This window comes from Collinsella aerofaciens, from assembly GCF_902501475.1.
Lineage (GTDB): Bacteria > Actinomycetota > Coriobacteriia > Coriobacteriales > Coriobacteriaceae > Collinsella > Collinsella aerofaciens_AL.
Window position 1 is genome coordinate 1 of record NZ_CABWIF010000007.1, and the last position, 24,060, is coordinate 24,060.

The 24,060-nt window shown below is 57.5% G+C and carries 18 protein-coding genes and 1 pseudogene; 13 read left to right on the forward strand and 6 right to left on the reverse strand.

Annotation, left to right across the window (positions count from 1 at the left end; all coding sequences use genetic code 11):
• Window positions 1–241: 241 nt before the first annotated feature.
• The 5 genes from GDJ93_RS02080 to GDJ93_RS02100 all read left to right on the forward strand — a co-directional run bounded on the left by GDJ93_RS02080 (window position 242) and on the right by GDJ93_RS02100 (window position 4,587).
• Window positions 242–1,273, forward strand: coding sequence for a hypothetical protein (locus GDJ93_RS02080; protein ID WP_152067577.1), 1,032 nt, complete (start codon window positions 242–244; stop codon window positions 1,271–1,273).
• 307 nt (window positions 1,274–1,580) lie between these two features.
• On the forward strand, window positions 1,581–2,009 hold the full coding sequence (gene lacA, locus GDJ93_RS02085) for a galactose-6-phosphate isomerase subunit LacA (RefSeq protein WP_152067578.1): 429 nt from the start codon (window positions 1,581–1,583) through the stop codon (window positions 2,007–2,009).
• Between the two features lie 63 nt (window positions 2,010–2,072).
• Window positions 2,073–2,597 carry a galactose-6-phosphate isomerase subunit LacB gene (gene lacB, locus GDJ93_RS02090; RefSeq protein ID WP_006234831.1) on the forward strand — a complete coding sequence of 175 codons (525 nt, stop codon included), beginning with the start codon at window positions 2,073–2,075 and terminating at the stop codon, window positions 2,595–2,597.
• 119 nt (window positions 2,598–2,716) lie between these two features.
• Window positions 2,717–3,598 carry an aldose 1-epimerase family protein gene (locus tag GDJ93_RS02095; RefSeq protein ID WP_152067579.1) on the forward strand — a complete coding sequence of 294 codons (882 nt, stop codon included), beginning with the start codon at window positions 2,717–2,719 and terminating at the stop codon, window positions 3,596–3,598.
• A gap of 53 nt (window positions 3,599–3,651) precedes the next feature.
• Window positions 3,652–4,587 (forward strand): hexose kinase, encoded by a 936-nt coding sequence (locus GDJ93_RS02100; protein ID WP_152067580.1) that lies wholly within the window; start codon window positions 3,652–3,654, stop codon window positions 4,585–4,587.
• Between the two features lie 351 nt (window positions 4,588–4,938).
• On the opposite strand, the gene GDJ93_RS02105 is transcribed toward GDJ93_RS02100, so the two are convergent.
• Both GDJ93_RS02105 and GDJ93_RS02110 read right to left on the reverse strand, forming a co-directional pair.
• Window positions 4,939–6,567 (reverse strand): UDP-glucose--hexose-1-phosphate uridylyltransferase, encoded by a 1,629-nt coding sequence (locus tag GDJ93_RS02105; RefSeq protein WP_226812420.1) that lies wholly within the window; start codon window positions 6,565–6,567, stop codon window positions 4,939–4,941.
• Complete coding sequence (locus GDJ93_RS02110; protein WP_152067581.1) at window positions 6,558–7,763, reverse strand: galactokinase; 1,206 nt, start codon at window positions 7,761–7,763, stop codon at window positions 6,558–6,560. The genes GDJ93_RS02105 and GDJ93_RS02110 overlap by 10 nt, the downstream gene beginning before the upstream one ends.
• Before the next feature lie 383 nt (window positions 7,764–8,146).
• Between GDJ93_RS02110 and GDJ93_RS02115 the strand changes: the two genes are divergently transcribed.
• Together GDJ93_RS02115 and GDJ93_RS02120 are read left to right on the forward strand one after the other, a co-directional pair.
• Window positions 8,147–9,133: a LacI family DNA-binding transcriptional regulator gene (locus GDJ93_RS02115; protein ID WP_152067608.1), complete on the forward strand. Its 987-nt coding sequence runs from the start codon at window positions 8,147–8,149 to the stop codon at window positions 9,131–9,133.
• A 129-nt stretch (window positions 9,134–9,262) separates the two neighbouring features.
• Window positions 9,263–10,423: an FprA family A-type flavoprotein gene (locus tag GDJ93_RS02120; protein ID WP_193221417.1), complete on the forward strand. Its 1,161-nt coding sequence runs from the start codon at window positions 9,263–9,265 to the stop codon at window positions 10,421–10,423.
• A gap of 74 nt (window positions 10,424–10,497) precedes the next feature.
• Here GDJ93_RS02120 and GDJ93_RS02125 read toward each other — a convergent pair whose 3' ends face one another.
• Window positions 10,498–11,301: a DeoR/GlpR family DNA-binding transcription regulator gene (locus GDJ93_RS02125; RefSeq protein ID WP_152067583.1), complete on the reverse strand. Its 804-nt coding sequence runs from the start codon at window positions 11,299–11,301 to the stop codon at window positions 10,498–10,500.
• A 334-nt stretch (window positions 11,302–11,635) separates the two neighbouring features.
• Between GDJ93_RS02125 and GDJ93_RS02130 the strand changes: the two genes are divergently transcribed.
• Window positions 11,636–12,493, forward strand: coding sequence for a class II fructose-bisphosphate aldolase (locus GDJ93_RS02130; RefSeq protein WP_022095149.1), 858 nt, complete (start codon window positions 11,636–11,638; stop codon window positions 12,491–12,493).
• A 705-nt stretch (window positions 12,494–13,198) separates the two neighbouring features.
• On the opposite strand, the gene vsr is transcribed toward GDJ93_RS02130, so the two are convergent.
• A complete protein-coding gene (vsr, locus tag GDJ93_RS02135; protein WP_152067584.1) occupies window positions 13,199–14,188 on the reverse strand; it encodes a DNA mismatch endonuclease Vsr in 990 nt (329 codons plus the stop codon).
• A gap of 148 nt (window positions 14,189–14,336) precedes the next feature.
• Between vsr and GDJ93_RS02140 the strand changes: the two genes are divergently transcribed.
• From GDJ93_RS02140 to GDJ93_RS02160, 5 genes are all read left to right on the forward strand, one after another.
• The gene (locus tag GDJ93_RS02140; protein ID WP_006234847.1) at window positions 14,337–15,122 is read left to right on the forward strand and encodes an ABC transporter ATP-binding protein; all 786 of its coding nucleotides are present in this window, start codon (window positions 14,337–14,339) and stop codon (window positions 15,120–15,122) included.
• Window positions 15,112–17,349: an FtsX-like permease family protein gene (locus GDJ93_RS02145; protein WP_152067585.1), complete on the forward strand. Its 2,238-nt coding sequence runs from the start codon at window positions 15,112–15,114 to the stop codon at window positions 17,347–17,349. Before GDJ93_RS02140 ends, GDJ93_RS02145 begins: the two co-directional genes overlap by 11 nt.
• Before the next feature lie 464 nt (window positions 17,350–17,813).
• Entirely contained in the window at window positions 17,814–19,547 is a 1,734-nt protein-coding gene (locus tag GDJ93_RS02150; RefSeq protein WP_226812421.1) for a LuxR C-terminal-related transcriptional regulator, read from the forward strand.
• A 124-nt stretch (window positions 19,548–19,671) separates the two neighbouring features.
• Window positions 19,672–21,573 (forward strand): ATP-binding cassette domain-containing protein, encoded by a 1,902-nt coding sequence (locus GDJ93_RS02155; protein ID WP_152067586.1) that lies wholly within the window; start codon window positions 19,672–19,674, stop codon window positions 21,571–21,573.
• Window positions 21,574–21,588: 15 nt separating this feature from the next.
• Complete coding sequence (locus GDJ93_RS02160) at window positions 21,589–21,942, forward strand: hypothetical protein (protein WP_152067587.1); 354 nt, start codon at window positions 21,589–21,591, stop codon at window positions 21,940–21,942.
• A 326-nt stretch (window positions 21,943–22,268) separates the two neighbouring features.
• Here GDJ93_RS02160 and GDJ93_RS02165 read toward each other — a convergent pair.
• Window positions 22,269–22,427 (reverse strand): annotated as a pseudogene (locus GDJ93_RS02165) (LuxR C-terminal-related transcriptional regulator); the annotation flags it as partial.
• A 286-nt stretch (window positions 22,428–22,713) separates the two neighbouring features.
• Window positions 22,714–23,745, reverse strand: a complete 1,032-nt coding sequence (locus GDJ93_RS02170; protein ID WP_006234851.1) for a 3-deoxy-7-phosphoheptulonate synthase — start codon at window positions 23,743–23,745, stop codon at window positions 22,714–22,716.
• Window positions 23,746–24,060 lie beyond the last annotated feature (315 nt).

The window sequence follows — 24,060 nt, forward strand, 5'->3', positions numbered from 1 at the left end:
GGGCCCTCTCGGGGGCAGGGACGTTCGGCCGTGCGCGGGCGCCCGGTCGGCGGCCCGTTCTGGGCGCGCCTCAATCGTAGCCCGAGACGGTCCCGGGCTGACAATTTCGACTGTAATGGACGTTCTTAAACGACTAGTCGTTGGGGACAGTCTTGGGGCTTCTGTTCGTCTTCCCGTTCGGTTTTTCGCAGGGTGGGTATACTTCCATCCGCAATACAGGCCGGAATGAGGAGGTATCCAAATGCCGGACAATGGATCGATTCAAAAAAGAGACGCGCACGAGATGGCTCATGGGCGTCCTGTCCAGATAACCGAGCACACGACGGTAACCGAGCTGCAGCCCAGCCTGTCCGATGTCGTGTGCGCAAACAAAAAGCTGCAGATCGGTATCATCGTTGCGCTCGTGGTGCTGGCGTTGCTGTCGGGCTTTGTAGCTCGTCCGCATTTCGCCGATACCAAAACTTGGGACTCCACCATCGAGGTTATCGACCAAAAGAAAGGCAACGTTTTGGCGCTCACGGCTTCATGCGTTGCTCTATCTGCGGGCATTACCGCGCTGCCTGGTGATACGGGAACGCCGGTTGCCGAGCAGCTCGCACAGCTTTCAGGCAACCTTGGTATCGTGCTTGCCGTGCTATACCTAGAGAAATATTTGCTCACGATTTTGTGGTCGGTTGGCCTGGGCATCTTAATCCCGTCTGCGTTGGTGCTCTTTGCGGTGTCGCTCGGCATTCACGGGCGCTGGAGCACGAGCACTGTCCTGCGCCGTGTGGCGACACGCGTACTGGTGGTTGCCGTGATCGGCATGGCGCTCGTGCCCGCGAGCGTATGGGTGTCGCAGAAGGTCGATGAAACGTATCGCGTAAGTATTGAGCAAGCTGAGCAAAAGGCTGCGGACGCTGCGGACGCGGCCGACACCACGGACAAGTCAGCCGAGACCAGCTCAAAATCGAACAAGAAAAAATCCGAGGCCACGGAGTCCAAAAACGTGCTCGAGCAGTTGACTGATGGGGCATCGAGCCTTGTTACGTCGGTGACCAGCGGCGCCAAGCAGATGACCGATGAGATTGTGCGGCAGGTGACCGATCTGATTGAAGGCGTCATCGTGATGATCGTGACCTCGTGCGTTATCCCGCTGCTGGTGCTCGTGGCGTTCCTATGGCTAGGACACGTGCTGCTGGGGATCGATATTTCCGGTCCGGCGAACTATTTGACGGGCCGCTTTCTGGGTGCTCCGTCCAAGCACGCCAAAAAGGGTGGGCAGTCCGAGTAGCTAAAACAGCTGTATATACCGGGGAATACTGCCGAAGGGCGGCCGAGACACGTTCTCGGCCGCCCTTTTGTTTGTTGAACACACGGTCGCTACGTCCGCGCCCGGCCCAAACGGTCAGCAATCACCTGTGAACGGTATTTGTTCAAAAAAGAACAAAGATAAACAAATAGTTCTTGCAGTTGATGTTCGAATGTGTTCAAATAAACATGAACAGTGAAGAACCGCACATTCAGATGCCCGGACCTGAACGCGATTCAACACTTCCAAACAGAAACTACGCACCTGCGTATCTCTCAAGGAGGATGTCATGAGGGTTGTAATCGCTTCCGATGCCGACGGTATGTCGATGAAGGAGTCCATCAAGGAGATGCTCATCGCCGACGGTCACGAGGTCGTCGACTATTCTGAGACCCCTGCCGCGGACTTTGTCGATTCCGCGACCGCCGTTGCCAAGGACCTGCTGGAGCACAAGGATTCCCAGGGCTTCGCATTCGATAAGTACGGCGTCGGCTCCTATATGGCCGCCGTCAAGATTAAGGGCATGGTCGTCGCCAACATTTCCGACGAGCGTTCCGCTTACATGACCCGCGAGCACAACGGCTCGCGCATGGTCACCATGGGCCCGGGCGTTGTGGGCACCGAGGTCGCCAAGAAGATCGCCCGCGAGTTCCTGTGCGCCCAGTACGCCGGCGGCCGTCACCAGATCCGTGTCGACATGCTCAACAAGATGGCCTAACGAGAGCCACCGAGAACTCGAACTTCTACCTCAACTTGTGAATTCAGACGAAAGGACGTTCTGATGAAGAAGACCATCGCAATCGGTTGCGACCATATCGTTACGGACGAGAAGATCTATCTGGCCGACCGCCTGGAGCAGGCTGGCTACAAGGTGCTCGATTGCGGCACCTACAGCCACACCCGTACGCACTACCCCATCTACGGTAAGGCCGTGGGCGAGGCTGTTGCCAGCGGCAAGGCCGACTTTGGCGTGGCCCTTTGCGGCACCGGCATCGGCATCACCAACGCCGTCAACAAGGTTCCCGGCGCCCGCTGCGCCCTGGTTCGCGACATGACCTCTGCCCTGTATGCCCGTCGCGAGCTCAACGCCAACATCGTGGGTTTTGGCGGCAAGATCACCGGCGAGTTCCTGATGGCTGACATCATGCTTGCCTTCCTGGAGGAGCCCTACGAGAAGACCCCCGAGCACGATGCCCTGATCGCCAAGATCGATGCCTGCAACAAGGCCGACGCCGAGGCTCAGGCTGATCCGCACTTCTTTGACGAGTTCCTCGAGAAGTGGGACCGCGGCGAATACCATGATTAGCGGGTATCCGGCGTAATTAACTAGTCCGTTGACGGCTCGCGTTTCTGTGAGGGGGCGCGGGCCGGTTTTCTATCAGCCCCACTGACTTGGCGGGCTGGCGTACGAAAGGGAAGGCTCCTATGGAGTTTGTTCTTGATAACGGTTCTATCCGCGTAGCACTGAGCACGGCTGGCGGATCGTTCACTTCTATTGCGGCCAACGGCCGTGAGTACCTGTGGCAGGGTGACCCGGCGGTCTGGTCGGGCCAGGCACCCATTTGTTTCCCGATCTGCGGCGGCCTTCGCGACGGTCACGCAATGACCATGGGCGGCCGCGAGATTAAGCTCGCCCGCCACGGCTTTGCGCGCAAACAGGAGTGGAAGCTCGATGAGCAGGGTGACAACATGGTCGCGCTGAGCCTAAGCTCTGCCGACCATGCCGAGTTGCTCGAGCAGTACCCGTATCCGTTTAAGATCGTTGCTCGTTACACGATCGATGCGGAGAAGGTGGCCGTGTCGTACGAGGTGACCAATGAGGGCACCGAGGACATGCCGTTCTTTGTGGGCGGTCACCCTGGCTTTAAGTGCCCGCTTGACGAGGGCGAGTCCTATGACGACTACGAGCTCCGTTTTGAGCAGCGCGAGGCCGCCGAGCTCTGTACTGCCGTCCCCTCGACGGGCCTGATTGATGTTGAGCATCGCAGCAAGAACCCCATGATCGGCCATGACCTGCCGCTTACCCACGAACTCTTCGACTTCGCGGAGACCATCTTTGACGTGCTCGAGAGCCGCGTGGTTACGCTGACCAAGAAAACCGAGGACAAGGGCGTGCGCCTGACGTTCCCCGATATGCCATACCTGATTGTGTGGAGCAAGCCCGAGGGCGACTTTGTGGCCGTGGAACCGTGGGGCGGCCTGTCCACCTGCTCCGACGAGGACGATATTCTGGAGCACAAGCGTGGCTGCCTGGTGGCCAAGCCGGGAGAGACCGTCACCCGCGGCTTTGAGATCGAGATCCTTTAACGAGCTATCGTATGTTTGGGGCGGGTTATGCCGCCCCGGAACAGGAGTTCAATATGATTCTGACTGTTACCATGAACCCGTCGATTGATACGCGCTATCAGCTCGACAAGCTGATCATCGACGACGTGAACCGCGTGACGCCCGAAAAGACTGCTGGCGGTAAGGGCCTCAACGTGAGCCGTGTGCTGCTGCAGCTGGGCGACGACGTGCTCGCGACTGGCCTGCTCGGCGGCCACATGGGTGCCTATATGGCCGAGCTTATGGATGCCGACGGCGTCAAGAACGACTTTGTGCCCATCGCCGGTGAGACGCGCATTTGCCTGAATATTCTGCACGAGGGTAATCAGACCGAGCTGCTGGAGAGCGGCCCGCAGATCGCCCCGGCCGAGCTCGAGGCCTTTACGGCCAAGTTCGCCGAGCTTGCAGCGAAGGCGGACGTTGTGACGCTTTCGGGCTCGCTGCCGCGTGGCGTCGATGCCGGCTACTATGCCGAGCTCGTCAAGATCGCCGAGGAGGCGGGCGCCAAGGTGCTGCTCGACACTTCGGGTGCATCGCTGGAGGCCGCGCTGGAGTCCGACGCTAAGCCTGAGCTCGTAAAGCCCAACCTGACCGAGATTAACGGCCTACTGGGTACGTCCTTTACGACCGATGATGTCGATGCCCTGCGCGAGGCGCTTGCCGCCGATGACCGTTTTGCCGGTATCCCCTGGGTTGTCGTTTCGATGGGCGCTGCCGGTTCGGTTGGCTTCCATGAGGGTCGCGCGTTCCGCGCCAAGACGCCCGCGATTGCGGCTGTGAACGCGACGGGTTCCGGCGACTCGACCATCGCTGGCTTTGCGCATGCCATTGCGGCTGGTGCCGACGACGTCACGGTGCTCAAGACCGCCAATACCTGCGGCAAGCTCAACGCTATGGATCCCAAGACCGGTCACCTGGTCATGGACCGCTGGGACGAGATCTACAACAGTGTTGTCGTGACTGAACTGTAGGGTTACGGCGTTTTACCAAACGCCGTAACGGCTCGACGCTGCAAACGCCCCTAAGCGGCAATCTGACGTTCAATCGTCGGGCATGACCAAAAGGTCAATGCCCTCCTCTTTCACGTCACCTTGCTCGCTTAGGGGCGTTTTCGCTGTCGTTGCCAAGACACCGGCGTTGCCTTGGTTGCAAGTAGTCATTGGGGACGCTCTTTAATGACTAGTCGTTTAAGAACGCCCCTTAAGAATGACCCCAATGACTACACTCAAAAACGGCGCTCGTCGGCGATGTTGCCGGCGGGCGCCGTTGTCGTGTAGGTGGCTATGTCGTGCGGGCTGCTGTTGAACGTTCGGGCCCGTGTTCTATAGTGAGTCGATAAAGCGCTGTTGGGCGGCGCGTCCTGCCTCGTCCCACTTAAAGACGCCGGCGTTGTCGAGCACGTGGCCAAACACCACGCCGACCTCCTCGTGCAGGATGTCGATGGCGTTTTCGGCCGTAAGCTCGTCGGCACGGCGGGCAAAGACATCCTCGGCCCATGCGGCGTGGCTACGGCATAGATCATCGTCCTCGAGCGCACCGGCAAGGTCGTAGCTGGCATCGGCCTTGGCCGCCAGCAGATGTTCACGGACAGCGCCAAGCTCGGGAACCAGGCGCGGCGGCAAAATGGCCAGGCCCATGACCTCGATCAGGCCGATGTTCTCCTTCTTAATGTGGTGGTACTCGGCATGCGGGTGGAAAACGCCCAGCGGATGCTCGTCTGTCGTGATGTTGCAGCGAAGCGCCAGGTAGGCCTCGTAGACTTCGCCGCCGGCATTGCCGCGCGAGTCGACGCGGCGGATGACGGGCGTCACGGTGTTGTGCGCCACGCCGTCGGCTGTGTGCGCGATGACGCCCACAGACTCATCGGTCCACTCGCGCCAGGCGAGGATAATCTTCTCGGCGGCGTCGAGCAGCTGGGCGCGGTCGTGCGAGCGCAGTCGCAGCACCGAAAGCGGCCACTGCAACACGGTACCGCTGACCTGGTCAAAGCCGGGCACGCTAAACTGCGAGACCTCGGCGGCATGCATCATGGGGAACTCGTGCGCGCCGCCCTGGAAGTGGTCGTGCGACAAGATCGAGCCGCCCACAATGGGCAGGTCGGCGTTGGAGCCGATAAAGTAGTGCGGGAACAGGTCCACAAAATCGAGCAGGCAGGTCAGCCCCTTGCGGTCGACGTGCATCGGGCGATGCTCGGAGCTCATAGCAATGCAGTGCTCGTTAAAGTATGCGTACGGGCTGTACTGGAAGCCCCAGCGCTCGCCGTTGAGCTGGATGGGGATAACACGCAGATTCTGGCGAGCGGGGTGGGCGCCGCCGTCGGCTGCGGCGGAGCGTCCGGGGTAGCCCTCGTTTTCGATGCAGAGCTGACAGGCGGGATACTTCTCGCCCGTGTTTTTGGCGGCGCCGGCCGCGGCAATATCGCGCGGGTCCTTCTCGGGCTTCGACAGGTTGATGGTGATCTCCAGGTCGCCCCAGTTGGTGGGGGTGCTCCATTTGATGTTGCGCGCGATGGCGGCACGGCGCACGTAGCCGGCGTCGCAGCACAGACCGTAGAACCAGTCGGTTGCGGCGCGGGGCTCGTTGACGCCCATGCGGCCGTTGAACTCCTCGTTTACAACAGAAGGCCTCGGCATGAGCGCGCCCATGATGCGCATGGCGATGCGGTCGCGGCCCGATGCCGTGTCCTCGGCGGCGCCGTTGGCAACGGCGGCCTCGGCAAGCGCGGCGAGCGTGCCTTCAAGGTCAAAGTCGGGCAGGGTATCGGGGTGCAAGAGCGAAATCTTCTCGGTCTTGAGCGCCCAGGCCATGTCGAGTGCGGGGCCCGTGGCGCCGATGCACTCGAGAATGGTGTTGTATGCCCAGATGCGGTCGTCCTGTCCGATCATCGATCGATGGATGGCATACTCAATCAGGCCCTGCGCGGCCTCGCGCACATCAGTCATTACAGCCATGCCGCGTAAGCCCCCTTGTCAGAAATTGCGTAGTGGCGGGCAGAGCCCTCGCCCAGCCAGCCGTTCATCTTGGCAATGAAGGTGTCGACCAAATCGAGCGGCACGAAGGCCTGGATGGTGCCACCAAAGCCGCCACCGTGGATACGGACGGCGCCGCGGCCGTCGAGCACATGCTCGGCCAGCGCCAGGGCATACATGGAGGGTTGCTCGGAACCCAGCTTGGCAACAACATTCTGCAGGTACATGGCGGAGCTGGCGCCGGACTCGCGTGTCAGGACCAGGAACTGGTCAATGTCGCCGGCGTTCAGGGCTGCCCAGCGCTTATCGACCAGGCCGTTTTCGTACCAGTAGTGAACGGCGCGCAGACAGGCGCGGTCGCCCAGCTTGGCGCGCAGCTCGGGGAGCTTGGCGTCAAAGTCCGCCACGTTTACCTCGCACAGGCGTGTCTTGCCAAACTCGGCAGCGACGTCTTGCATCTCGCGCGGAACGGCGGCGTAGTCGTCGGTGGCGGCCACGTGGTCGGCACCAACCTTAACGAGCACGAGCGCATAGCCGTGATCCTCAAAGTTGAGCTCGAGCTTCTGGGTTTTAGGCTGAGCCTGATCCTCAAAGTCCATGTAGGCGAGGCCGCCCAGACATACGGCGGCCTGGTCCATCAGGCCGCAGGGCTTGCCGTAGTAGTTGTTCTCGGTGCGCTGGCTCATCTGAGCGAGCGCGACGGGCTCAATGGCGGGCGCGCCCCAGAGCGTCTCCATGGCACGGCCGTACGCGGCCTCGACGGCGGCAGAGCTGGAAAGGCCACCGCCCGAGGGGACGGAGCAGGTGAAGGCGAAGTCGAAGCCCTGGGGCTCAACGCCAAGGGCTGCGATCTCGTGGGCCATGCCGCGGACGAGGCTTGCGGACGTGCCCATCTCGGACTCCTGAACATCTAGCGTATCGAGCGCGATCTCAAACGTGGGATAGCCCTCGTCGGCAACGCGAACCTTGTTGGAATCGGTTGCCACGGCGATGCCGTCGACGGCGACATCGAGCGAGCCGGCGATGACGTGGCCGCCCTCGTGGTCGGTGTGGTTGCCACTGATCTCGGAGCGGCCGGGCGCGTGCACATAGAGCACCTGGCGGTCGCCGATGGGGCCAAACTCCTCCTCAAACAGCTTGGTGAGCGTGGCGAATGTCTTTTCGTCGGGAGTGGTCATGGGAGTCCTTTCCTTGGTGCGCGAGGGTAAGTTTTGCGTCATTATGAGTACGTTAACAACTTGAAGCGGCGTGAACCAAGTGTTCACGATACCGCACGTTACGGGCTATGTTAACGTACTCATAACACAACGCTTGTCACTTTTTGAGAATCTGGTAATCGGTAGAAATACAGCCGTGAACGGTACTGCCGTATGGACTTATAAAGCAGAAGAGATGCAGATAGAAAAAGTAGAGTACGTTAACATGCGTCCGACGATAGCGGGCCTCGGCGCGGGGTGTATTTCTGCCCGGGCCGGCATGCACGCTATTCAGATCTCGCAACGGTGAAGGTGATCCTGTGGCAAGGCGCCCGTCCAACGATACAGGTACGCGTCCGGTCTCCATGGCCGACGTCGCCCGCGCTGCTGGCGTTTCGCAGCAGACGGTTTCGCGCGTCGCCAACGGCTTGCCCAACGTTAACAAGCAGACGCGCCAGCGCGTGCAGGCCGCTATGCAAGAGCTCGGCTTTCGTCCGAGTTATGCCGGTCGCTCGCTGCGCGACGGCCGTTACCATTCGGTCGGCCTGTGCGTCAACGATGTCACCAAGTTTGGCAACCTCTCAATGATCGACGGCATCGCCAGCGCTGCTCGCGAGCATAATTGCGCCATCACGCTGGTCGAGATGTCCAAGACCGAGGAGTTTTCGCTTGCCGAGGCAACGCGTCGTATGGCCGCGCTGCCTGTGGACGGCATCATTATCGGCATGAGCCGTATGGCGCCCGATTTTGAGACGTTTGATCCACTGCCGGGCATTGGCACGGTCATCGTTACCATGTACGCGCACCCGCGGGTGACCACGGTAGACTCCGATCATTACGGCTGCTCGCTCTTGCTTATGAATCACCTGTTTGAGCTGGGGCATGAGCAAATTCGCTATATTGGCGGCCCGTCGTTCTCGGTCGACGAGCAATTTCGTCGAGCCGGTTGGCAGGATGCGCTCGAGCGTAGGCACATTAAGCCGCAGACGCCGCTCGAGGGCGACTGGTCTGCCAACAGCGGTTACGAGGCCGGCAGATATCTGGCCGAGCACGACCGCACCATGACGGCGATTTACGCGGCAAACGACCAGATGGCAAATGGCGCGATTGCAGCGCTGCGCGATAGCGGTCTGCGCGTGCCCGAGGACGTGAGCGTGGTGGGCGTCGACGATTCGCTCGATGATTTTGTGGCACACAACGAGCTCACGACCGTGCGATTCGATTTACATCAGCGCGGACGCGAGGTGTTTGAGCATGCGGTTCCCGAGGCGGGTACGGCGGGCAAAACCGTTGCCATCCGTATTCCCGGCCAGCTCATTATTCGACATAGCACGGCGATACCACGCTCATAGTTTGCGCAGGTAAACGGCGATTTATCGTATTTCAATAACAATCGGTAAGGATGCCGGCAGATAACAGTTGGAATGCTGCCGAGTGCTATGATAGACGGGTTCTTTTGTCTATCTAGGAGGCTTTGCCTGATGGAGATCACCAAGGATATCCGCTACGTTGGCGTCGACGATCACGACATTGACCTGTTCGAGGGCCAGTACGATGTGTCCGAGAACGGTATGGCATACAACAGCTACGTTATCTTGGGCGAAAAGATCGCCGTCGCCGATTCGGTCGATGGTGGTTTTGTTGACGAGTGGCTCGGCAACCTCGAGGCCGCGCTCGATGGACGTACGCCCGACTACCTGGTTGTCCATCACATGGAGCCCGATCACTCCGCCGGTATCGCCGCCTTTATGGAGCGCTATCCCCAGGCACAGATTGTGGCCAGCATGGGTGCCTTCCGCATGATGGTCAACTACTTTGGCACCGACTACCCCGAGCGCAAGGTGGTCGTCAAAGAGGGCGACGTGCTCGACCTGGGTGGCCACAGCCTGACCTTTATCGGCGCCCCCAACGTTCACTGGCCCGAGGTGATCTTCTCCTACGAGTCCACCGACAAGGTGCTCTTTAGTGCTGACGGCTTTGGCAAGTTTGGCGCCAACGACATCGAGGATCCCGAGGGGTGGGCTTGCGAGGCTCGCCGCTACTACTTTGGCATCGTCGGTAAGTTCGGCAAGTTTGTGCAGGCCGTCCTCAAGAAGGCCGCCGGCCTGGACATCCAGATCATCTGCCCGCTCCACGGCCCCGTGCTGACCGAGAACCTGGGCTATTACCTCGACACCTATAACACCTGGTCGAGCTATCAGCCCGAGGACGAGGGCATCACGATCGCCTATGCGAGCGTGTATGGCCATCTGAAGGCTGCCGTCGAGGAGCTCGCATCTGCGCTCGAGGCTCGCGGCCAGAAGGTCTCCGTCTTTGACCTGGCTCGCGACGACATGGCCGAGGCCGTTGAGGATGCGTTCCGCTACGACCGTCTGGTGCTCGCCTCCATTACCTATCAGGGCGAGATCTTCCCGTGCATGAGCACCTTTATCCACACGCTCGCCGAGCACGCCTACCAGAACCGTACGGTGGCGCTCGTCGAGGCCGGCTCTTGGGCGCCTGCAGCTGCCAAGGTTATGACCAAGGAGCTCGAGGGCATGAAGGACATCACCCTGACGCAGAACAAGGTGACCGTGCTGGGCTCGCTCAACGACGCCTCGCGCGCTCAGATCGAGGCCCTTGCCGACGAGCTGTCCAAGTAACGACACGTTCACTTTTGACGCTCAACCATCACAACCACCACAAAGGGGACAGGCACCTTTGTGGTGGTTTTTGTTTAAGCGCCGGCAATGATGAGGGCTGGACGTGCGCTGTCGGTAGCCTCGGCGATTGAGGTGGCGACGGCATGGTCGGGGTCACGGTCCATCACGATGGCGTCGACATCGGTCAGCTCGGCAAAGCGGTACATGCCGCGTCCGTTAACCTTGCTGGCGTCCATGAGGGCGACGCTTTGATGGGCCGCGGTGATCATAGCCGTTTTGGTCTCGGCCATCTGGGGAAAGTCGGTCGTAAAGCCGCAGCTGGAGACAAAGGCGCCGGGGCACATGACGGCCAGATCGGCATGGACCATTTGGAGCGCCTGCATAGTGAGCGGTCCGTACAAATAACGATGGCCTTTGCGCAACGCCCCGCCCAGCATGACGACATCGACCGAGGGCATGCTCTCGTCGATGTAATCGGCAATGGTAATGTCGGCCGTGATGACGGTGATGCCGTTGCGCTGGTCGAGGAGCCGAACGAACTCGAGCGCCGTGGTGCCCGAGTCGACGAGCAGCGTGTCGCCGTCATTGACGAGCTCGATGGCGCTTTGCGCGATGGCTTGCTTGGCGGCGACGTTGACATTGATGCGGCGATCCTGCGTGGAGACGGTCAGACGTTTGTGGAGCGACACGGCGCCACCATGCGTGCGGCGCAGCTTGCCTGCTTCGGCGAGCGCGTCCAGGTCGGCGCGGGCGGTGACGGAGGACACGCCAAAGGTCTGGGCGATTTCTGCTACCTGCACTGAGGCGTTATGATCGAGCATTTCCATAATGGCGGTACGGCGTTCGTCGGCAAAAGCACGGTTGGTGGCTTGGGCCATGCTTGCTCCATTCTCGGCTAAATTTGCAGGAATTGTGTTGACTCTATTTTCGTTCATTTTCTTTTTGAGTAAGAAAACACCTTTCGATTACTTATCTTTTCTATAAAAGAAAGACGCTGAACGCTCAAAATTCAATATCGAACATGTCAGCTCGGCTCAAATTCCTTCCGTTTGCTTTTCAAAAACGACTGTATTGACCTGCATGGGCTCAATATCTCGCACGTGCAAAGCCGCTGAATTTCATACAATGAGCGCAGTAAAACGCAAGGTAAAACGCCTTGTGAACAACTACGCCCGATGTCCAGATGCGGGCGAGGGAGAGGAGCAAACGCTCATGGCACTTGTTACCACCGAAAAGATGCTCAAGGACGCTCAGGCCGGTCACTACGCCGTCGGCGCGTTCAACGTCGAGAACCTCGAGTTTGTTATGGCCGTTCTGGCCGCTGCCGAGGAGACCAAGTCCCCCGTCATCATGCAGACCACCCCGGGCACCATCAAGACCGCTGGTCTGGACTACTTCTACGGCATGGTCAAGGCTGCCGCCGAGCGCGCTTCCGTGCCCGTCGCTCTGCACCTCGATCACGGCGATGGCTATGACCGCTGCATGCAGGCTTTCCGCACCGGCTACACCTCTGTCATGATTGACGGTTCGCACGAGTCCTTCGAGGACAACATCGCCCTGACCAAGTCCGTCGCCGACGCTGGCCGCGCCATGGGCGTGCCCGTCGAGGCAGAGCTCGGCAAGGTTGGCGGCAAGGAGGACGACGGTCCCGCGGTTGAGGGCGAGAGCCCCTACACCGATCCGGCCGAGGCCAAGGAGTTCGTTGAGCGCACCGGCTGCACCTCGCTGGCCATTGGCGTTGGCACCAGCCACGGCGTGTACACGAGCGATCCGCACATCGAGCAGTCCGTGGTCAAGGCCATCCGCGACGCCGTCGACGTGCCGCTGGTTCTGCACGGCACCTCCGGTGTGCCCGATGAGCAGGTTGCCGAGGCTGTGAAGAACGGCATCTGCAAGGTTAACTACGCCACCGAGTTGCGTCAGGCCTACACCAAGGGCTTCATGGCCTACATGGCCGAGAACCCCGCCTGCTTCGACCCCAAGAAGCCGGCCAAGGAGGGCATGCGTGAGATCACCGAGCTGGTTAAGATCCGCATGACCAACCTCAACTCTGTGGGCAAGGCAGAGTAACAGCAAGGGTACTCCGACTCGCTACATATCCCGGGGAGGGACGAGGGCTTAGTTCCCCAATCGTCCTCGGGCATGCAAAAAGCCTCGCTGCGCACTTCGTGCGGCGAGGCTTTTTGCCCCCTGCGGAAAGATTGGGGAACTAAGCCCTCGTCCCTCCCAGGTTGATCTACTCGAGGTCGTCGCCCTTGTGGCGTTAGGGCGGAAATGGGTGGGGCGTCAGGGCTTCTTTGCTGATGAGGGGTTAGTATGCCCGGGCTTGGTTGGGGAATGACTTGTTTAGGGATGCTTGGAGCTTTTCGAACGATGCTCGCAAGTTGTGGCTCTGGTCGGTTGAGCGTTTGGCTTTTGTGGTGGGGGAGTCGAGGAGGCCGTTTCTCTGTGTCGGGGGGAAGGAGAAAAGGTCTGCATGTTTTGGGGATGGCTGCTGTGCTGCGTCATTGGAAGAATGCATGCTTATGCGGCCTCCTCGATGTCCACCAAAAGGTTGCGCACGGGGTGTGCTGCTAGGTCCCGTGCGTTGGCAGTATTATGCCGCGGCTGTTGCAAAGAAGCGCTAAAGAAAGGCTTAATCAGGTTTGATGTAACGATGAAACCGCAGGTCAAAGCTATCGGGTAACACTCTTGAAAGGTTTTGAGCTTAAGGGCTTTCTAAGGTTTGTGGCGCGGATGTGGCTCGCCTGTGTGGGGCGTGTGGACGGCTCGTTCCTAGCGCTGCGGCTCTGCGGCCCGCACCTGCTCGATGACCTTTTCCATGGTGGCGTCGATGCGGTCCTTTTTGAGTTCGCATTCCCAGATGGTTATGGGCGTCCAGCCCATTTGAGTGAGTGCCGCCACGGCGGTGCGGTCGCGCTCGACGTTGCGACGGAACTTTGCCTCCCAAAACTCAACGTTACGCTTGGGTTGGCTGGGGTTGCACTTGGGGCAGCGGTGCCAAAAGCAACCGTTGACGAAGATGGCGATCTTGCGCCCGGGGAAGGCGATATCGGGTTTGCCGGGAACCTTCCATTCCAAACGATAGCCCGTGAGGCCCGCGGCGCGCAGGCGCTGACGTACGAGCAGCTCGGGTTTGGTGTTCGCACGCTTGTTGCCCTTCATGGACTTTTTTATAGCGGCGCGACGGCGCACCAGTTCGCGCTCGTCGGCTGAAAGGTCCGAGGTATCGATGCCGTCGAGCAGACCGGGTTTGGGACGCTTCTTGCTGCGGCGCTTAGGTGCGCGCTTGGATTTGGTGGCGGGTTTGTCGGTCGTGGTGGCCTCGGCGTCGTTGGCAGTGCCGTTGGCCTCAAGCCGATCTTCCTTCAACTCAATCAGAGCATCGATAAGCCCTTTGTCGGCGGGCATCCACTCAACCGTGGCAAGCGAGGTGCGCGGAATCCAGCGGATATCGAGCTGGCGGTCGTGCTTCTGGGGTTCATCGGATTCATCGGCGAGCGAGCAGTAGTAACACTCCATCGAGAGATGGAAATCGGGGTAGTCATACTCAACGGTGTAAAAATCGCGCAGGTTGGTGACTTTGACCTGCAGCTCTTCCATGAGTTCGCGTCGCACGGCGTCTTCGGGTGTCTCGCCGCGCATGAGCTTGCCACCGGGAAACTCCCAAAGTCCCTGCATGTCGCCGTAGCCGCGCTGCACGGCAAGCAGCTCATCAGATCCTTCCTTGCGAATGATCCCAGCGGCAACATGAACAGTCTTCAACAGGAGTCCTCTCTCAACATCAACACGTGGCAGGGTAGCTACGCGTACCTTACACAACGGTAAGGCAAGCGTAAGCCATATCGATGGTAGCCGACTCGTCTTCTTGCGACTATAGATGCCGTAGACTAATCGCAAGAAAGGACTCGGTATGCAAACCACGCACATGGCGACCCCGGTACTGGAGGTCGCGCATCTCGAAAAGGTATATGGAGCGCTGGGCAACGTGACCCGTGCGCTCAACGACGTCAGCTTTACCGTCAACCGTGGCGAATTCGTCGGCATCATGGGCGCCTCGGGCTCGGGCAAGTCGACGTTGCTCAACTGCGTCTCGACCATCGATAGCGCCACGAGCGGCACCATCCGCATCAACGGGCAGGACGTTACGCGCATGAAGCAGGCCAAACTCTCGCAGTTCCGCCGCGAGGAGCTCGGCTTTATCTTCCAGGACTCCAACCTGCTCGATACGCTCACGGCACGCGAGAACATCGCCCTGCCGCTCACCATCGCCCGCACAAACTCGGCAGAGATCTCGACCCGCGTGCAGGATGTGGCAGCGCGCCTGTCCATCAGCCAGGTGCTCGACAAGTATCCCTACCAGATGTCCGGCGGTCAGCAGCAGCGCGTTGCCGCGGCTCGCGCGCTTGTCACCGACCCCACCATGATCATGGCCGACGAGCCCACCGGCGCTCTCGATTCCAAGAGCGCTCGCCTGCTGCTCGAGAGCCTGGAGGCCCTTAACCGCCGCCTACGCGCCACCGTGCTCATGGTCACGCACGACAGCTTTGCCGCCAGCTACACGAGCCGTGTGCTGTTTATCCGCGACGGCAAGATCTTCACCGAGCTGCGCCGCGGCGACACCGACCGCCGAGAGTTTTTCGACCGCATTATGGAGGTCGTTGCCATGATGGGCGGTGAGGGCTCCGATGCTCTGTAAACTCGCTTGGGGCAACGTCCGCCGCGCCGGCCGCGACTACCTCGTCTACCTTTTGACGCTCACCCTGGGCGTCACGGTCTTCTATGCCTTTAACACCATCTCGATGCAGGTCGACATCGCCGGCATCGATGAAAAGGGCTTGGCGCAGGTTATGGGCAGCATGCTCGGCGACCTGACGTACTTTTTGGCCGGTGTCATGGCCTTTTTGATGGTGTATGCCAATAACTTCATCATGAAACGCCGCAAGAAGGAGTTTGGCCTGTACCAGGTGCTCGGCATGGGGCGCGGGCGCGTCGCCACGATCATGGCGCTCGAGACCGTGATAGTATCGGTCGTGGCCTTTGTCGCCGGCATTGTGCTGGGTGTGGGACTCTCCCAGCTCATGACGTTCTTTACGGCCTCGCTCTTTAAGACACAGATCGCCAATTTCCACTTCTTTTTCTCGGTGCATGCGTTCAATCTGACCCTTGTCTGCATGCTCGTAATGTTTGTGCTCACGCTACTGCTGAACCTTCGCGCCGTGCGTCGTACCAAACTCATCGAGCTTATGGGTGCCGAGCGTCGCAACGAGAGCATCAAGACACGCAACCCCTGGATCGCGATTGCCATCTTTGCCGTGGGCGTGGTGCTTGTGGACGTGGCCTATTACCGTCTGCTACGTGATGGGTTCCCGCTAACCGCGACGGACAGCAAGCTGCAAGAGGCCATGACCCAGTTTGGTATTACGACCGCTATGGTTACCGTGGGCACCTTTGCCCTGTTCTGGGGACTCTCGGGCATGCTCATCAAGCTGCTGCAGAGCCTGCGCGGCGTGTATTGGCGCGGCCTCAACATGTTTACCGTGCGCCAGCTTGCGGCCAAGGTCAACACGGTGTGCTTTTCGATGGGCGTCATCGCGATGCTCCTGTTTTTGGCCATCACTTCTGTGACGTGCGGTATGTCGATTGCCAACGTGATGAACGAAAACCTGGAGCGCTATAACCCTGTTGATGTGTCTCAGACGTATGTCTATTACACGCCCGAAACGCTCGACTACTACAAAGAGTATGTCAATCCGTCTGAGGCCGATCGCATGGTGCTGGCCGATAGTACGGTCGATTTGTACTCCGCATGGCACGGCGATCGTATCGATCACGATAACGTTGCAGACGGTATTAAGGGCAAGTCGGCGGACAACAACGACGAGACCGCCAAGAAGGTCAATATCGCCGATGTTGCCGGTGAGCATGTGCAGATCGATTCGTATCTGAGTTACCCGTTTGGCGGTTCGGATCCTTCGGTGACCCCAAGTGAGATGTGCAAGATCATGGGCGAAAAGCTTCCCAAGGCGTTCGGGGGTAGCAATGCCGATGCGATGGGTCTGTTTGTGACGCCGGCGAGTCAGTACAACAAACTGCGTCAGATGATGGGCGAGGAGCCGGTGCATATCGGTCACGACCAGTATCTGCTCGCGTGTGATATGGGCGGCGAGCTGGTCGACCTGTACACCAAGTATATGGCTGGCGGCCATGCCCTCACCTTGGGCGGGCATGAGCTCAAGCCCGCAACCGATAAGTCGGACGAAGATACGGCGGCCATCGCCAATTCGGCGATGGGCAGTAATCCGGGTACCGTCGTCGTTGCCGACGAGCTGTTGTCCCAACTTAATCTGCAGCCGTATTCCAGTAGCCTGCTCGTTAACTACAAACAGGGGATGGATACGACCGAGGCAGACGAGAGCATTAAATACACTGTGCTCGACAATCTGCTCGTTGACGGCAAGGAGCCGGGGTCGTGGGGAACCTTCATCACACGCTCCGAGATGTACACGCAGGCAGCGCAAATGAACGGTCTTATTAGCTACCTAGCCATCTACATCGGCTTTGTATTGGTCGTTGCATGCGCGGCGATTCTGTCGATCCAGCAACTCTCCAACGTGGCCGACGGCAGCCGCAGCTATCGTGTGCTGGCACAGATCGGCTGCGACGACCGCCAGATTCGCCATTCGGTGATGGCGCAGCAAGCGGTATTCTTCCTGTTCCCGCTGGCAGTGGGCCTGGCGCACTCCTTTGTGGCACTTAAGGTGATCATCGAGCTGGTGAGCATTTTCGGAAATATGAGCATCGGCGGCACCGTGAGCCTCACCTGTGCAATCTTCCTGGCAGCATACGGTGGCTACTTCCTGGTGACCTATCTCATGAGCACCGGCATGGTGCGAGCTGCCATAGCCACCCGCTACAGCGAATAACAAGCGGGCAAAATCGTCGCAAAATCAGAGGCGTATGACCGCCGCGAAGGGACCAGGGGCCCTTTCGCGGCGGTTTTTGCCTATCTGGGGGTGTCTCGGATGCAAGTGAGTAGACTTTTTTGAACCTGCCGAGCACATCGCGACAAATGATCGATAAAACCGCAGGTCAGAACTGTGGCGTTTTGGGGCGTGCTTGGCCTCCTGCAAAAAGCCTACTCACTTGGTTTTTCTGCTAGAAGACCGCCACGAGGGAAGGCAACTCCCTTACGGCGGTTTGGACGTTTGCCCAGATAAAACCTGCCAAAATAAACCTGTTCCTTTTTGGCAGGTTAGCGCTCCCAGAAGTGGAGGATGAGCGTGGTGCCTTTTAGCGGAGGGGGCATATTGATTAATTCGGGTAACAGTTTTTTAACGCTGGGGACGATGTTAAAATAGCCAAAATGCTATCTAGGAGCTTTGAATTTATGGCAATCGAGGCGGCTAATCTACAAAACGTGAATCGCTCGTTCCTCTGGCATTCATTTATGTTGTTTATAGGGGCGGCTGGTCTGTATTGTATGGCGCCAAGTATTTATGCGGGCCTTTCTGGCACCGTTCTTATCGGCCTGCATCTGCTTTCGGGCTTCTGTGTGGGTCTCATCTCTCGCCCCGTGAGACCGGGTATTTCCAAACGGCTTTTTGGACTTATGCTCGTAGATATTGCACTTCTTGCGATGTTCACGGTATCTCTTAATGTGTTTCATCAATTTCATGGTGTGGTTTCGGCGCTCGCGTTCATTTTGTTGTTGCTAGCCCCCTTGCTTGTCGCTTGCTGTTCTTGGGCGCTTGGCGGTGAATTCGCAAACATGCGTGCGGGATCAACGGGGAAACATGTAGTCGATGGCCCTGTTCTCCATGGGTATCCTGAGCTCGCCCTTTACAGCCCCGTTGTACTCTTGATTGCTTTGCTTGTTGGCCTTCAGTTTCTTCTCGCCCCGTTGATGGAGTCCGTCGGTTCTTTCCTTTCCGTTAACGCCGAGATGGGGGTTGCTGCCTCGCTCGTCGAACCTCTTGCGTTTGGTAATGCTGCCGTTGTTCTTGATTTGGATTGTTTGTTTTCGCGCAATATAAACATCGGTGCTGTGCTCCTGAGCTTTGGTGGGCATCAAGAGATCGCACTGCTTCTGGTGACTGTCTTGGGCAGCATCCTTGTCAGGGCCATAATGCGATCCTTACCCGACTTAACGAGCGCTTTTTCTGCGGATGCCAAATTAGGAGGAAAACGCTCTGCAGTTGCCGATATCCCTGCGACTTTGGGTTTTTCTCAAAGGGAGTCCGCGGTTTTCTCTATGAGGATAGAGGGAAAAACGTACGAGGAGATTGCTTCTGCCTTGGATATTTCCCCGTCTACCGCCCGTACCTATTTGTCGCGGGCCTTGACTAAAACCGGATATAAAAGCATTTCAGAGGCGACAGCTGGACTTCTTTTGTCAAAGGATACGTGGCATTTCGACGCAACAAAAGGCCATGATCACCGTTCAGAATCACTGAGGTCCTTATCGTCCAATCGGAGCTGCAGGATAGTCTTCGCCTGCTTCCTGTTTATGTATGCGTCTGGAATGGGCATCGAGGAAATCCTCATATGCTTCGGCTTTGAGCATGATGTGATAATCCTGTCGATAGCTATAGTGCTTTTGGCCCTGTGTTGCCATGCGGCTATACGGTGGATGTCTGAAATGCATTTGTGCCTTTCGCCCGAACTTACTCTTTCTTCGGTGTCTGTGGGTGCTGGGGCAACGTTCTGGGTTCACGATGTGGTAAGTCGACTGTACATTTTCTTTGAGTCCGTTGGGAGCGGTGAGGCCGTTGACGGCCTTTTGCCTGCTTTACGCGTGACCGCGTTCCTTGTCGTACTTATCCTTCTGACTTATTCGCTGCTATCCTTGCGTGCGAAAGATGCAGTCCCGGCGGGTAATCGACGCGATGCCGCACGCGAGGTTTTCTTGAAGCTTGGCTTTACGCCACTTTATGCTGACATCATGGCATGCGTTCTTGATGGCAGTGGATCCACCGAGATTTGCGCACATCTTAACGTTGCTCGGGGAACCGTCAAAGAGGCTAAGAGCAAGAGCTATGCCTTGCTTGGAGTTCACTCGGAGCGTGAACTTAGAGATAAGGTATTTTGTCTTATAGCTGATGTTTTAGAAAATGGTAGGTAGAAGCCTGTAGACAAACAAGGTCACAAGTCCATCCCATACGTCTACAGACAGTTCAGACGATGAAGGCGATACTTCCGGACAACGGGTCCGACGATCCGTACGTTGCGAACCGGAGGTGCTTGCCGTGAAGACTTGTGATTGCCTCGCATATGTACGACTTAATTTAGAAGTTCTTGCGCGAAACCGGGGAATTATGTTGCTGACGGCGCTGCTCGCGCTCGTATTCTGCATCCCGGTTTTTCTATCCGTTCCAACGGGAGCAGATTATCTATATGGCAGAGGTTCCATCAAGGAGCAGAGGGCATTGTTGGTCTCTCAAGTCTCTGACGGCGTTTATGACACTGCCCCACAGGAGCTTAACAGTATCATTGCCGACGAAAGGGCGTGTCTTGATAGAGCGCTTAAAAGTAAGACAGACTCCAGAGGGTATTACGATGCGATTGCCGATTATGACAATCTATTGCTCAAGGAATACCGACTCGGTTATTTGAATGGCGTTGATTCGGAGCTATCGCTTGAGGCCCAAGAGCGTCTTCCCCGAGCCATAGCAATGCTGCCCCATCCGGAATCGTACGGCTCAACAACAAAAATGCCTGGGATGATTCTTCTTGCATATTATTGCGGCGCTGTTCCTGCAATAGCGTGGCTTTTAGTTCCGGTTCTCGTCCTCTATATGTCGCTTGAGGGGGATGGAAAGCGGTTCTACGATCGGGCTTTGTTGTCAAAGTTAGAGATGAATGCATGCCGCGTTCTCGTCTCTGGCATTGCATCGATGACGGTTTTGGTTCTGGCGTTGGCTCCCTGTTTTGTATTGGCAACGGTGCTTAACGGTGCCGGTCAGACGGAGTACCCAGTCGTATTCATTCAGTATGGTGACGTGGTCGAAAGAACTGTGTTAGTTCAGCTTGGGCTATTTGCTGTCTTTGAGGTTGCGTTGTCTATGATGTTTGCTTGTTTGGGCGTGTGCGTATACGCAGGAAGCAGAAACAGGGCCATTTCGTCCATGGTGGTCGCTCTTGTGGGGGGCATAAGCCAGCTTCCGTTTTATGCGAGCAAAGATGCTCCATGGCATGCGTTGCTGCCGTATATGGTGCCGAGCTATTCTGTCTCTTCGCTTGCACTCGGCGGCGCTTCTTACGCCAATGGAGCTGAGGTATCACTCGTTCCTGAAGCCAGTGCGCTGCACTGTTTCTTTGCCGTAATGGGCACGCTTGTTGTCTGTGCGTTGGGAATCATCTCGTTTTCGCGCCTAAAAAGCAAGAATCGCTGGGCCTGGAACCATATTAGTCCGGATAGTTTGGGCGAGAAAAGCTTGCTCTCTCTGTCGTTGGATGTGTTGACGGTTGGAAAAAACCAGCTGGCAAAGGGATTGCAGTTTGATATGCCCGCTGGCCAGATATGGGGTCTTGTCGCGCCAAATGGATATGGCAAGACTACGTTACTTAATGCTCTTTGGGGAGACGCTGGGCCATCAGTGCGCGTGTCAGGTTCTCTCTGTTTTCATGCAAAAGCATGTGTCGACTGTGAGGAAATGAGAAAGGAATTCTTCTTGGTTCCGAATGGGCCGTCTCTATTGATTCCATACATGACAGTCGCTTTCCATCTCGACCGATGCAGGCGAATTTGGCATTCACCTCGCACTTTGGACCAAGTGCTTGATCGCTTTGACTTGACTGGGTTGAAGAATACGCCCGTATCTAGGCTGTCTGATGGAAATAGACAATTACTCAATGTGGCGATGGCGTATATGTCCTATTGCGAAGTCGTCCTTTTGGATGAGCCCATGAATGCACTTGATGTGAGACACGTCGCAATCGTTTCGAATGCTCTTAGAGACGATGCGGGTAGGGGGGCGCATGTCATTATCTCTTCTCATCTAATCGGAAATCTCGAATCGCTTTGCGATGCTTCCGTATTGTTCACACGAGATGGCTCTCGTGTCGTTACCCGAGAAATGGGAGGTGATTCGAAATGGATCGGTAATGTGTACGCGCAACTTTTCAAGACGAACGATAACAAAAACTAGGAAAGGAAGATGACCATGAAGCGAAATGTAGCGAAGAACTATGTGAAGGCAATGTGCGCATGTATTATGTTCGCTCTGTCGATGGCCGTAATTCCCACTTATGCGTCGGCGCAACCAGATGCAGGTTCTGTTGCACCTTGTCGTCTTGTGACGGCGGATGTCTTGGACACCTACAAATCGTTCTCCACTGCAAACCACCCGAGCGAGAATATTGATTGCTTCGATCAGACATACAAGAGGCTGTCTTTTAAAACTTCGTATTCTCGTACGGGGCAAACGATTCTCTATACGGGTGCAGCGTTAAGCCCGCGCGGCAACGGGATGCCCGGGTTTGAGACAAAATATCAGTGCACATATCGTACCTGGTAGATAACTCTAGGATCGGATCTCTCCGAATTACTTTGCGGCGGACTTGTTTAACGCTGCTGCCCCTTCGTTCATCTCAATCTGTAACACCTGGCTGGCAAAAACGTCTCTACCTGTTACAGATTGAGACTATTCGACGCGCACTCTATAACTCGTCTCGATCTGTAACAGTAAGACGGCGATTTGTCCTCTACGCGTTACAGATTGAGGCGAATGAAATCATGAACCAAAAACCGCCGCGAAGGGAGACAACTTCCCCGCGGCGGTTGGCGTTTGCCCAGATAAAACTTGCCAAAATAAACCTGTCTCTTTTTGGCAGGTTAGCGCTTTCAGAAGTGGAGGATGAGCGTCGTGCGGTTTTGCTGCTCAGTTTTGACCAGGATGTTGAGGATGTGGGTCTTGACGGTGCCCACGGCAAGGAATAGCTCGTCAGCGATCTCTTGGTTCGATTTGCCCAGTACAACCAGACGCAAAACCTCGGCCTCGCGGTTGGAGAGCTTGTAGTCGCTGGGGACGTTCTTAAACGACTAGTTATTTAAGAACGTCCCCAATGACTACTTTGCGGGTAGTTAAAAGAGCCCCATCCTAAATTAGCTACCCCGCCAACACCGCAGGTAGAGCAAAAGTCAGCGAAAGCCCGCCAGAGCGAGCAAGGTGCCTTGAAGCGAGGCGGCATTGACCTTCTGGTCATGCCGCCGAAGCTGAAAGGCAGATTGCCGCTCTGGCGGGCTTGCAGCGTCGAGCCGTTACGGCGTTTGGTAAAACGCCGTAACTCTAAATGCGCTCTGCGATCTCGTGGATGAGGTAGTCGGTCTTTTCCCAGCCCAGGCACGGGTCGGTGATGGACTTGCCAAAGACGCCGCCGTCGACCGGCTGGTTGCCGTCCTCCAGGTAAGACTCGATCATAAAGCCCTTGACCAGCTTGGAGATGGACTCGTTGCGGCGGCAGCTGTCGAGCACTTCCTTGCAAATGCGATACTGCTCCAGCGGACGCTTACCCGAGTTGTCGTGGTTGCAGTCGATGACCGCCGCCGGATTGGCATAGCCGGCGTGTTCGGTATAGCGCTCGGCCAGGCGCTCGAGGTGCTCGTAGTGGTAGTTGGGGTAGGTGCGACCGTCGAGACCGATGTAGCCACGCATAACGGCGTGCGCGAGCGGATTGCCGTCGCACTCGACCTCCCAGTTGCGGAAGATGAAGCTCTGGTGCGCCTGCGCGGCGTAAATGGAGTTGAGCATAACGGTGGTAGAGCCGGCAGTGGGATTCTTCATGCCGACGGGCACCGAAATGCCGCTCGACACCAGGCGATGCTCCTGGTTTTCGACCGAGCGTGCGCCCACGGCAACATAGCTCAGCAGGTCAACGAGGTACTGGTAGTTGGACGGGTAGAGCATCTCATCGGCGGTAAAGAAGCCCGTTTCTTCAATAACGCGCAGGTGCATATGGCGGATGGCCTTGACGCCCTCGAGCAGGTCGTCGGGAGCCTCGGGGTTGGGGTTGTGCAGAAGACCCTTGTAACCGGTGCCCTTGGTGCGCGGCTTGTTGGTGTAGACGCGCGGAATGATGATGAGCTTGTCCTTGACCTCCTCGGCGGTCTTGGCCAGTCGGTTCATGTACTCAAGCACCGAATCCTCGCGGTCGGCAGAGCACGGGCCGATGATGAGCACCTTGCGTGCGTCCTCGCCGGTAAAGACTTTGGCGACCTCGGCGTCAAATGCCTGCTTTTTGGCGGTAAGCTCGGCAGAAAGCGGCATTTCCTCGCGGATCTCCATGGGGATCGGCAGCCTGCGTTTGAATTCCATGGCCATAGGGGCCTCCTCAATCTATAGAAAGAGCAATAAGCGTATTGTTGAGTGTTCGGCATTATCCGCTGTCGCACGCTAAAGCGCAAGCCCTTGTCACCCCGAAACCTGCCAAAAAGGGACAGGTTTATTTTGGCAGGTTTTATCTGGGTAAACGTTGGCGCTCGCCGGGAGGGAGTGGTGCCACGTGGGGCCCTAAGGCTGTTGTCGGTTCCCCGGGAAACACCCTGTGGGCAAAAAATGCCAAATATGAGTACTGTTGCTCACCTAGTAACATATCCGTCTAGCGAGATAATAGACAAAGTGATAAATATGTTCATT